Annotated in this window: 12 protein-coding genes; 4 read left to right on the top strand and 8 right to left on the bottom strand. The window is 62.0% G+C overall.

The features are described from left to right. Both CBB63_RS07020 and CBB63_RS07015 read left to right on the top strand, forming a co-directional pair. On the top strand, positions 1–599 hold a 599-nt coding region (locus CBB63_RS07020; protein ID WP_286698631.1), incomplete at its 5' end, for an NAD(P)/FAD-dependent oxidoreductase. A 95-nt stretch (positions 600–694) separates the two neighbouring features. Next, complete coding sequence (locus CBB63_RS07015) at positions 695–1,873, top strand: DegT/DnrJ/EryC1/StrS family aminotransferase (RefSeq protein ID WP_286698630.1); 1,179 nt, start codon at positions 695–697, stop codon at positions 1,871–1,873. A gap of 106 nt (positions 1,874–1,979) precedes the next feature. On the opposite strand, the gene phaR is transcribed toward CBB63_RS07015, so the two are convergent. From phaR to CBB63_RS07000, 3 genes are all read right to left on the bottom strand, one after another. After that, positions 1,980–2,576, bottom strand: a complete 597-nt coding sequence (phaR, locus tag CBB63_RS07010; protein ID WP_009826563.1) for a polyhydroxyalkanoate synthesis repressor PhaR — start codon at positions 2,574–2,576, stop codon at positions 1,980–1,982. Between the two features lie 103 nt (positions 2,577–2,679). Continuing rightward, positions 2,680–3,123 carry a phasin, PhaP gene (locus CBB63_RS07005; protein ID WP_286698629.1) on the bottom strand — a complete coding sequence of 148 codons (444 nt, stop codon included), beginning with the start codon at positions 3,121–3,123 and terminating at the stop codon, positions 2,680–2,682. Positions 3,124–3,274: 151 nt separating this feature from the next. Then, positions 3,275–5,080: a PHA/PHB synthase family protein gene (locus CBB63_RS07000; RefSeq protein ID WP_286698628.1), complete on the bottom strand. Its 1,806-nt coding sequence runs from the start codon at positions 5,078–5,080 to the stop codon at positions 3,275–3,277. A gap of 104 nt (positions 5,081–5,184) precedes the next feature. Here CBB63_RS07000 and phaZ point away from each other — a divergent pair, with 104 nt between their 5' ends. Together phaZ and CBB63_RS06990 are read left to right on the top strand one after the other, a co-directional pair. Next, entirely contained in the window at positions 5,185–6,501 is a 1,317-nt protein-coding gene (phaZ, locus tag CBB63_RS06995; RefSeq protein ID WP_286698627.1) for a polyhydroxyalkanoate depolymerase, read from the top strand. Next, a complete protein-coding gene (locus CBB63_RS06990) occupies positions 6,501–7,091 on the top strand; it encodes a DUF6151 family protein (RefSeq protein ID WP_286698626.1) in 591 nt (196 codons plus the stop codon). The genes phaZ and CBB63_RS06990 overlap by 1 nt, the downstream gene beginning before the upstream one ends. Positions 7,092–7,112: 21 nt before the next feature. Here the strand turns inward: CBB63_RS06990 and CBB63_RS06985 are convergent, their stop codons facing one another. From CBB63_RS06985 to CBB63_RS06965, 5 genes are all read right to left on the bottom strand, one after another. Next, positions 7,113–7,823, bottom strand: a complete 711-nt coding sequence (locus CBB63_RS06985) for an alpha/beta fold hydrolase (protein WP_286698625.1) — start codon at positions 7,821–7,823, stop codon at positions 7,113–7,115. A 65-nt stretch (positions 7,824–7,888) separates the two neighbouring features. Further along, a complete protein-coding gene (locus CBB63_RS06980; protein WP_286698638.1) occupies positions 7,889–8,503 on the bottom strand; it encodes a hypothetical protein in 615 nt (204 codons plus the stop codon). Positions 8,504–8,537: 34 nt separating this feature from the next. Continuing rightward, positions 8,538–9,287 carry an alpha/beta hydrolase gene (locus CBB63_RS06975; RefSeq protein ID WP_286698624.1) on the bottom strand — a complete coding sequence of 250 codons (750 nt, stop codon included), beginning with the start codon at positions 9,285–9,287 and terminating at the stop codon, positions 8,538–8,540. Positions 9,288–9,289: 2 nt separating this feature from the next. Beyond that, the gene (locus CBB63_RS06970) at positions 9,290–9,523 is read right to left on the bottom strand and encodes a hypothetical protein (protein ID WP_009826556.1); all 234 of its coding nucleotides are present in this window, start codon (positions 9,521–9,523) and stop codon (positions 9,290–9,292) included. A gap of 58 nt (positions 9,524–9,581) precedes the next feature. Continuing rightward, positions 9,582–10,862 (bottom strand): MFS transporter, encoded by a 1,281-nt coding sequence (locus CBB63_RS06965; RefSeq protein ID WP_286698623.1) that lies wholly within the window; start codon positions 10,860–10,862, stop codon positions 9,582–9,584. Positions 10,863–11,050 lie beyond the last annotated feature (188 nt).

The raw sequence follows: 11,050 nt of genomic DNA, 5'->3' as shown, positions 1-11,050 counted from the left end.
CGGCGGACCATGTGATCCTGGCCTGCAACGGCTATCTGGGCGGGCTGAACCGCAAGGTTGCGGCCAAGGTCATGCCTATCAACAACTTTATCGTCGCTACCGAACCCTTGGGCGACCGCGTGAAAGACGTGTTGCCCCGGGATGTCGCCGTGGCCGATAGCAAATTCGTGGTGAATTATTTCCGGCTCAGCCATGATGGGCGGCTGCTGTTCGGCGGCGGCGAAAGCTATGGCTACCGCTTCCCCAGCGACCTCGCCGCCAAGGCGCGCAAACCCATGGGCCANGTTTTCCCCGCGCTGCNCGACGTCAAGATCGACTACGCCTGGGGCGGCACGCTGGCGATCACCATGAAACGGCTGCCCTTTCTGGCCCGCGTGGCCCCGAACATCCTGTCGGCTTCGGGCTATTCCGGCCACGGCGTCGGCACCGCGATCCACGCAGGGCAGCTGATGGCCNGTGCGATCCAGGGCGATGGCGACGGCTTTGACACGATGAGCGCCCTGCCCACGCCGACCTTCCCCGGCGGCGGCGCNCTGCGCAGCCCGCTGCTTGCGCTCGCCATGAGCTGGTTCAGCCTGCGCGACCGTCTGGGGATATAGTCACAAAACATTCATGAAGCGGAACGGGGAAAAGGCTTGGTCCCATAGGCGCATTGNTTTACCATTCTGAAAACAAACATTCAGGATATTGAAATATGACCCTGCCCGACATGCACAGCGCCGAAGCCATTCCCGACACAGCCCGCGCCGAGATAGAGCAGCTGCTGCAAAGCGGCGATCTGTTTCGCTACACCGCTGCCGCCGATGCGCCGGTGTCCCTGCTGGAGGCCGAGTTTGCGCAGATGATGGGCAGCCGCTATGCGCTGGCGGTGTCGTCCTGCTCTGCCGCGCTGTTTCTGTCGCTGCTGGCGCTCGACCTGCCGCAGAATGCCAAGGTGCTGATCCCCGGCTTTACCTTCGCGGCCGTGCCCTCTGCCGTGATCCACGCCAATTATACGCCGGTGCTCTGCGAGGTCGGGGNNAACTACCGGATCGATATGGNGGATTTCGCCGCCAAGCTGCCGGGTGTCGACGCGGTGATCATCAGCCACATGCGGGGGCATACCTCGGATATGGATGCGATCATGCAGCTGTGCGATGCCGCAAACGTGCCGGTGATCGAGGATGCGGCNCATTCGCTCGGCACCCTCTGGCACGACCGCAAGATCGGCACCATCGGCAAGATCGGCTGCTTTTCCTTCCAGTCCTACAAGATGGTCAACGCGGGCGAAGGCGGCATCCTGATCACCGACGACGCCGATCTGGTGGCCCGTGCGATCATCATGTCCGGTGCCTATGAACACAACTGGAAGAAACACCCCGGCATCGCGGACGCCTGCNCGCGCTGGCANAACAAACTGCCGCTTTATAACNTGCGTCTCAACAACCTGTCAGCGGTGCTGGTGCGGGCCCAACTGGCCGAACTGCCCCGCCGTGTGGCCGACGGGCTGCGCAACCACGACTANGTCGCGGCCAAGCTGAACGCCGCCCCCCAGATCGACGTCCCCGCCCCNCTGCCCCCCGAAACCCGCGCGCCGGATTCCATCCAGTTCAATCTGGTCGGGCTGGACGATGCCGCCATCCGCGCCTTNGCCGAAGCCAGCGCCAAGGCCGGCGTCAAGGTTCAGGTCTTCGGCCAAAGCACCGACAACGCGCGCGCCTTCTGGAACTGGCAGTTCATCNANGANCTGCCCGACCTNCCCCGGACCCGCGCCATGTTGATGACCGCCTGCGACGTGCGCCTGCCCGTGCAACTGCAACCAGCCGAGCTCGACGCGATTGTGAATGTGCTGCTCGGGGCGCTGGCGACGGTGACGAAATCCGCNGCGGCCTGAGGCTTCATTTTGCCAGATAAACNCCCGCCGGAGGCATCCGGCAGACACACCAAAGCCCACCCGTCAGCGGGTGGGCTTTAACCGTTCAAACGGGGGCCAATCGCCGTCACTTCAGCTTGGAGAGTTTTTCCTGCAGCTCGGCNAGTTGTTGTTTGATCGCATCCAGACTTTCGGCGTCATCGCCCTTGGCGCTGGCGGGGCGCTGGTCGGTCTTGCCCATGCCGTTCCAAGGCGTCGGCATATTGCCGGTCATCGCCTTCATGAACGCCTCTTGCTGGGCCTGCATGACCTCGAAACCGGGCATCTTCGCCATCGGGTTGATCGTGTTCATGTTCTCAAGCACCCGCGCCTGACCGTCGCGCAGCATGTCAAACGATGTCTTGAGGAACTGCGGCACAACGCTCGCATCGGGGGACATATAGCTGCGCACAAGATCGTTCAGCACATCCACNGGCAGCACGGATTCACCGCGGCTTTCGTGTTCGGCGATGATTTGCAGCAGATATTGACGGGTCAGATCGTCGCCTGATTTCAGGTCCACAATCTGCACCTCGCGCCCGTCGCGGATAAACCCCGAGATATCATCCAGCGTCACATAGTCACTGGTTTCGGTATTATACAGGCGGCGGCTGGCATATCGTTTGATAAGCAGGGGCTTGACTGTTTCGGTCACGGTAGATCCTTCCCAAATAGCATGCTGCATTGCAGCTTAGGGCAGCTTAAATGAAAAAGATAGGTGCCACAAAAAAGGGCAGACCGCAAAGTCTGCCCTGATCAATCTTTACCTGAACCAAAGGCCGGTGCGATTACTTCGCAGCGGCTTTCTTTGTGGCGGCTGTCGCGTCGGATGTCGCTTTTTTCACAGCAGCTGTTGCTTCTTCGGACATGTCTTTGCCCGCAGCCATCATCAGCTCNACNGTGTCCATNTGNACCTTTTTCGCGATTTCAGCGAAAGCGGCCATATGCTCGGACGCGACTTCAGCAGAGGCCGAGGTGAACTCGGTCATTGCTTTGGCGTAATCTGCTGGCTCTTGCTTGGCTTTCGACATCTCGGACATTTTTGCCAGAGTGTCTTTTGTCCATTTGCTGGAAATCTCGGCGGATTTCTCGGCAGCGTTCAGCGCTACGCCGGACAGCTTTTCGTTCAGTGTCGCGGTTGTTTTGAACGCGTCGTTCATTGCGGATGTGTCAACTGGGAATGCACCCATCATGTCTTTCATCATCGCGGCGAAATCTGGTGTCTTCGTCATGGTAAACTCTCCTTCTGGGGTCAAGCGGCGTCTACCGCTACGTTATGACTACCCCATAGATAGATGCTGCGGTGCGGCATTGCAAGTTTTTTCTGCAATGCAGCATNAGNCCNTTCCAGCCCGCCGCCCCATAAAAAATTGACTAATCAGATCAGCCCCTTGCCTTGCGCACCACATAGGTNCCCGGNGCNTCGCCCAAGGTATCACGGCCCTTTTCACCCGGAATACGGGCATCGACTTTCCCGTCAGAGCGATTCTCTAGCCACGCGCCCCAGCGGGGCCACCACGACCCTTCNTGGAACTTTGCCCCCTCCAGCCAGTCCTCGTGATCCANCGACAGGTNGTCGTTTGTGTAGTGGCCNTATTTGCCTTTGCTCGGCGGGTTCACGATCCCCGCGATNTGGCCCGATTGGGTCATCACAAAGGTCTTGTCCGCGCTGCCCATCATGCGCACGCCGCGATAGCTGTCTTTCCACGGCGCGATGTGGTCGGTCTCGCAGCCGATGGCGATNAGCGGNACGTCGATATCCTCCAGCTTCAGACGATGACCCAACAGTTCAAAGCCGCCCTCGACCAGCTTGTTCTGCTGGCAAAGCCCGCGCAGATACTCCATCGCCATGCGCTGCGGCAGGTTCGCCCCGTCGCCGTTCCAATACAGCAGATCAAAGGCCGGCGGCGTGTCGCCCAGCATGTAGCTTTTGATCGCGGGCCCATAGACCAGATCATTCGACCGCAAGAAAGAGAACGTCCGCGCCATGATGACCGAAGGCAGGATCCCCTTNTCCTTGGTCTCTGCCTCGATCCCGTCGATAAAGTCATCGGTCAGGAAGGGCTGGAACTCCCCCTGATCGGANAAATCGGTGAGCGCGGTAAAGAAGGTCGCGGATTTGACGGATGTATCGCCGCGCTGCTTCATCAAGGACAGCGTCAGCGACAGCGTGGTNCCCGCGATGCAATAGCCTACGGCGTGCACCTGTTCCTGCGCNGTGATCTCCTTGACCTCGCGGATCGCGGTCAGGAACCCGTCCTCGATATAGTCGCCCATGCCGATGTCACGATGACTTTGGTCCGGATTGACCCATGACACCATAAACAGCGTATAGCCCTGATCCACGATCCATTTCACCAGACTGTTCTGGGCCTTGAGATCAAGGATATAGAATTTATTGATCCAGGGCGGGAAGATCACGATCGGCGTGGCGTCGACCTTTTCGGTGCTGGGGCTGTATTGGATCAGCTCGAACAGATTGTTGCGATAGACGACCTTGCCGGGGGATGTGGCGATGTTGCGGCCCAGTTCAAACGCGCTTTCATCGGCCAGCCGCACGATCANCTCGCCGTTATTCGCCTCNAGATCGGCAATCAGGTTCTCCAGCCCGCGGATCAGGCTTTCGCCCTCGGTCGCNACAGCGCGNTCCAGCGCATCGGGGTTGGTGGCCAGAAAATTGGTCGGGCTCATCATGTCGATGATCTGGCGGCTGAAGTATTGCAGCCGTTTCTTTTCATGCGGGGCCAGATCGGCCACNTGATCCACCGCTTGGCCCAAGGCCTCTGCGTTGATCTGGTACTGCTGTTTGACAAAGTTGAAATAGGGGTGCGACTTCCACAGCGGGTTGGCAAAGCGGCGATCCTCGGGCGAGGTATCTTCCGGCGCGGCCAGCTTGCCTTTGGCCAGCGCCTGCTGCGCCTCCATAAAGTGGCCGACGGATTTGCTCCAGTAGGANACCTGCTGTTCGATCATCTTGGCGGGGTTCTGTACGGCTTCGGTCCANTAGGACGCGGCGGCCTTTGCAAACAGCTCTTGATTCGGGCCGTCCAAACTCGCCTGATGCGTGTCCCGNCCGACCATGATCTGCGACAGCCGCGCGCCAAGCGCTTCGACCTTNCGCAGGTTTTCCTCCATACGTTCCTGTGCCTTGGAGCTCTCTGCGTCGGTCTTGGTTGTTTTTATTGTCATAGTAACCGTTCCTCCCTATGTTTGCACCTGCAGCATCGTGCCGACCTTTGGGGGAGGGTCTGACAAGATGCCGGGCACAAGGCCCCCAACAGGAGACCCCTTACATGAAGTATATGGCATCTTACGATTTAATGGAAACGNTGAGAAACACCAACCAGTGGCTGGGTGCCACGGCGTTGGCGATGGCATCGTATCCCGCTTTTGCCGCCATCCCGAACCCTGNGCTGAACTGGATGGCCGCATGGGGCGAAGTGACCGANCGCAGCTTTTCGCGCATGGTGGTCAAACCTGATTGGGANATCCCCCCCGCCGTGGGCGTTGATGGTGCGGACCATCCCGTCCTGATCGAGAAAGAGCTGGAAGGTGCCTTTGGCGATCTGGTGCATTTCGTCGTACAGGGCCGCGATGCGCCCAAGCGCAAGATCCTGCTGGTCGCGCCNATGTCGGGCCACTATGCGACGCTGCTGCGGTCNACCGTCATCAGCCTGATCCCTGACGCGGACCTTTANATCACCGACTGGCACAACGCCCGCGACATCCCCGTCAGCGCCGGCAAGTTCGACGTAGAGGATTATACCCTGCGGCTNGTTGACTATATGCGCCATCTGGGCCCCGACGTGCATGTCATTGCCGTCTGCCAACCCGCNCCGCTGACCCTCGCCGCGACNGCCTATCTGGCGGAACAGGACCCCAAGGCGCAGCCAAGCTCGCTCACATTGATCGGCGGCCCCATCGACACCGCGGCCAGCCCGACAGAGGTGACGGATTTCGGTCACCGCGTGAACATGAACCAGCTGCAAGAGATGATGATCCAGCAGGTCGGCTTCCAGCACCAGGGCGTGGGNCGCAAGGTCTATCCCGGTCTGCTGCAGCTGAATTCCTTTATCACGATGAACGCCGAAACCCATGCCAAGGCCTTCCGCGACCAGATCATGCGNGTCGCACANGGGNTGGCGGGCGACCANGACAAACACAACAAGTTCTACGACGAATACCTCGCCGTGATGGACATGCCCGCTGAATTCTACCTCTCCACCGTGCAGCGGATCTTCAAGGACAACGAGATCGGCACCAACAGCTTCTCGATCAAGGGTCAGCCCGTGGACATCGGCAAGATCACCGATGTCGCCGTCAAAACGGTCGAGGGCACCAAGGANGATATCTCGGCCCCCGGTCAATGNATCGCGGCGCTGAACCTCTGCACCGGTCTGCCCGACGACAAAAAGGCAAGCCACCTNGAAGACGGCGCAGGGCACTACGGGATCTTTGCCGGCAAAAGCTGGCGCGAGAATATCCGCCCGCTGGTGCTGAAGTTCATCGACGACAACCAGCGCACGGCCAAGGCGACAGCCCCCAAGGCCCCTGCGGCTCCGGCCAGCGCGGGTAAAACCTCGNTCCCCGCACAGAAGTCGACGGCATAATGCCCGCCGCGCCGCGTGACCTGCCCTTTGCCTGTGCCTGCGGCACGGTCAAAGGGACCCTGCGCGGCGTGACACCCGCGCGCGGCAGCCANGCCCAATGCCACTGCATCGATTGCCGCGCGGCCGAGGTCTACCTCGACCAGCCCGACCCCGCGCCACGGGCGATCCAACTGTTCCAGACCACCCCNGACAGGTTCCACTTCGANCAGGGTTTCGACAAATTGTCNGTGTTTTCCTTCGGAGAGACAAATCTGCTGCGCTGGTATGCCTCTTGCTGNGGCACGCCGATGTTCAACACGCTGCGCAAGCCCAAGCTCGCCTTTGCCAGCATCATGACCCGCACCCTGTCCGACCNTGCCCCGCTTGGGCCGATCGTCGGCACCGGCTATATCCCGACGCCCTCGGGCAAGCTGCGGAACGAAGGGCTGCCACGGTTGATCTGGGGGGCGCTGTCGCGGGCGGCCGNGGCCAAGGTGACAGGCCGCTGGAAGGTNAACCCCTTTATCGATCCGGACACAGCGACGCCCAAACGCCCCGTGCACATCGTCCCGCGTGACCAGCGCAAGGCGATCACCGACGCGCTGCACTAACCCGCACTTGACCCGCCCCGATCACGCTGGGGTCAGGGGCATCTTCAACCATTCCTTGATCGCGGCAGTCGTGGCTTTGGGCTGTTCGAGCGTAGGCAGATGCCCTGCCCCCTCGATCACGCGCAAAATCGCATANGGCAGCAGTTCGGCCATGAAACTATGGCGTTTGACGGGGTTGAGCCTGCCCACCTCGCCACACATCACCAACGTCGGCACCTTGCACTTGCGCAATACCGCCTGCTGGTCACGGGCCCGTTGCAAGGCGCGGGCTTGGCGCACATAGACTTCCGGCCCCAGCGTGTCGGCCATATCCAGCGCAATCTCAAGGATCGCCGCGCGGTTCGGACCGGGGGCCAGCCAGACGGGGTTCAGCTCTTCACGCATGGCATCGGCCAGCCGCCCCGACTTGACCTTGACGATCAACATCTCGCGCGCGGCGGCGGTCTGCGGCGTTTCGGCCAGCGGGCTGGCATCAATCAACGCCAACCGCGTCAACCGATCCGGCGCACGGCGCAAAATCTCGAGCGCGACAGCACCGCCCAACCCCAACCCCGCCAGCGCAAAACGCTTGGGCAGTTGGTCCAGCAGACCAGAGGCGATTTCCTCGATCCGCTCGCCTTGGGTAATCGGGGCGACAGTCACAGCGGTTTTCGCCGACAGCTCGGCGATCTGCGGCCAGAACACCCGCGCGTCAGACATGAGGCCCGGCAGAAGAACAAGAGGGTCAGCCATGTATGTCCCTGTCACTAGTCATAAATTCGCGTCACTTCGGGACACTGCTGCTGCGCCGCACCTCATCACGGATAGGCGATGCCACGCAAGGGCGGAAAATCGCCATAGCGCGCACGACGCTGCGCCAGGGGCTCCGACGGCGACTTCCCGCCGCGCAACAGCATCCCGCGCGGCGCGATATAGCTTGAGATGCTGCGCAGCGGCTGCGGTCTCCACGTCAGGTTGAAGGCGGCGAGCTTGGGAAAGAACCACATCTCGGAATAGGGCAGATGGTCATGCACCCACCACGCCAGATCACGCCAGTCGCGCCCCTGATCGTACTGGTCGGCAAACCACGGGATCACGATGGTCGCCCCCGCAATCGCCTGCGCCTCTGCGCCACGGTCCCAGATGTGACATTCGATCGGGTTGTCATTGGCCGCGCAATTCAGCTTGTGCCGGTTGCCATAGGCATTCAGCGCCGCCGACCGATACCCCGACCGCACGGCGATGCGGCCAAAGGTTTCCTCTAGCGGGTCCAGCAGGGTCGTGCAAAAGGCCCGCCCGTTTTCAATGGCAAGATCGGGATTGTCGGGGATATTGGGCTGCCCGTGAAACCCCGAGATCTCGGAGTACATGAAATCGCGCATAAAGAAATGCCGCGACAGCCGGACCCGCCCAAAGGTTTCAAGGCTCCACATGCTGGCCGGTTTTCGCATGGCAAGCCCCTTATCCTCAGGCCGTGGCGGCGACCTCTTCCACCGCTTGGATCAGCAGCTCCAGACAGCGGTCGTCGGAAAAGCGGTGGTCCGCATCCTTGACCAGTTGCAACTGCATGTCCGGCCCCTGCGCATGTTCCAGCAGACGCACGGCTGTGGCGACGCTGACGGCGGTATCTGCGGTGCCTTGCAGGAAGCGCGTCGGGAACGGCAGATGCAGCGGATCGCGCAGCACCAGCTGCTTGCGCCCGTCCTCGATCATCCGGCGGGTGATGATGTAAGGCTCCATATAATCGGAGGGCAGTTCGACCTGCCCCGTCTCGGCCAAAGTCTGTTTCTGCGCTTCGGTGAAGCTGGCCCAATAGCCGTCTTCGGTGAAATCAGGAGCCGCGGCGATGGTCACCAGCCCCGCGATCCGCGCGGGCAGCGCGCGCACCAGCAGCAGCGATTGCCAGCCGCCCATGGATGATCCTACCGGCAGGATCGGGCCCTCGGTCAACGCCTCTACCGCGGCCAATGTGTCTTCGGCCCAATCGCCAATGCAGCCCTCCGTGAACGCGCCCGAGGATTCCCCGTGACCCGAATAATCGAACCGCAAGAACGCCCGCCCCTCGCGTTTGGCCCAGTCTTCAAGGAACACCGCCTTGGTGCCCATCATGTCGGATTTCAGACCGCCCAGAAACACCACGCAGGGGCCTGTGCCTTCGGTCTTGTGATAGGCCAGCCGCCGCCCTTGAGGCGTCTCCAGATACATCGGAGCCGTCATCCTCAGCCCCCCAGATAGGTGCCCTTGGCGGGGCGATAAAAGATTTTCTGGTTGTGCAGACGGCCCAGCAGATCGTCGATCCGGCGCAGGCTGTCTTTGGCGGCATCGGCGGGCAGCATCGATGCGGTCTCGTCCAGCGCATCCATCGACAGATCGCGTTTGGTCACATGTAGCGCTGCCTCGATCAGGTCGATATCGCTGATCGTCAGCTCGAAGTTGCGGTTGTGTTTGGACATGGGCGAACCTCTTTGGATCAAATGCGCGCCCCAGTCATACGCCTCGCAGCCCCGACGATCAATCCGCCGCTTCGACTTCGTGCAGCCCAAGCGCCGCAATTGCGGCCCCTGCGGACATGACGGCGAATAGAACCAGCGTTGCCACCGGCCCGATCAGCGCGGCACCGCCCCCCGCCACGCCCGCGACCAACAGCAGCCCGCCAATCACCGTGTTGGANACGGCGGCATAGGCCGACCGCTGGTCCTTGGGCGACATATCCACCAGATAGGTCGACCGCCCCTGCCGCACCCCGTGATAGGCGATCATCAGGATGAACAGCACCAGCGGCATGGCCCAGATCTGCGTCGCCATCCCAAGCAGTGCCAGCGCCACCGCACCGACCATCGCCAAGGCCCCGACAATGCCGGTCAACATCAGCACACGNCGGCTCGATTGATCCGACAGCCGCCCCCAGACGTANGAGCTTAACAGCGACGCCAAGGCCGAGGCGAGCACCAGCGCGCCAAGCTGGCCNAGGGCGGATTGNTCCTCGCCCCCCGCCAGNACCACAAAATACGGCGGCGCAAGCGATGTGGCGACCAGCAGNCCGCGCACCAGAATGAACCGCCGCAGGTTCGCGTCCTCCTTCAGGATAGANAAACTGGCAGGCGTNGCNTTGCCGCCCTCGCTTNNGGCCTCGTCCAGCGTGGAAAACAACAGCGCCGCCCCGCCCCACAGCAGCGCGGCCAACGCAATCGCCGCNATCACCACGCCGCGATCCTGNACCANCCCCGACATCAGCAAAAGCGCNAGCACCAGCACCCCGGCAGAGGCGACAGACCCCGCCGTGCCCGTGATNGACCCGCGCCGCGACTTGCCCACGGTCTTGCCAAGGATATCCTTATACGNCACCGAACAGGCCGCACGGCNGACCGCCAGCCCCGCCAGCGCCGCGCAAATCGCCAGCCCCGCCGCTGATCCGTCCAACGTGAGCGCCGCCAGCACGATCANCGCCGCGAAGATGCCCTGCCCCGCAGATCCCGCGACCCACGCCCATTTGCGCCGCGCCATCGCCTGCACCCAGCCCGCCATCACGATCTGCGGCAACAGCGCCCCCGCCTCGCGGATCGGCACCAGCGCCCCGGCATAGACCGCAGGCGCGCCAAGCGCCGTCAGCAGCCACGACAGCATGAGCTTGGGGTCAATCAGCCCGTCGGCCACTTTGGTCATGGTCAGGCTGGCGATATGGCGCAGGGCGTTCGNGGCCTCGGCCTCTTGCGCATGGGGCGACAGATCCTGCGCGTCGCCCTCTGCCCCTGAAAGCGTCTCAAACGCCCGCTGCGCCACATCATCCTGCATGTCTTCGCGTCCCGTCGCTACCCGTTAATCTGATGTTATCTATGGCACCGCGCCCCCAAGGAAAGGACAGCGCCCCATTTCACNCGCCGCGCCCNCGCGCCCCACCGCGATATTGACAAGCCAGACCGCCGACGCCAAACAGGCCGGACGCATATAACCCGCAACCGGGCGTCTCGTAGGCGCCAAAC

Source organism: Sulfitobacter sp. TMED3, from assembly GCF_002167505.1.
GTDB classification, from domain to species: Bacteria; Pseudomonadota; Alphaproteobacteria; order Rhodobacterales; family Rhodobacteraceae; genus Sulfitobacter; species Sulfitobacter pontiacus.
The sequence above is the reverse complement of the archived record's forward strand: the minus strand, read 5'-3'. Positions and strand labels throughout refer to the sequence as shown.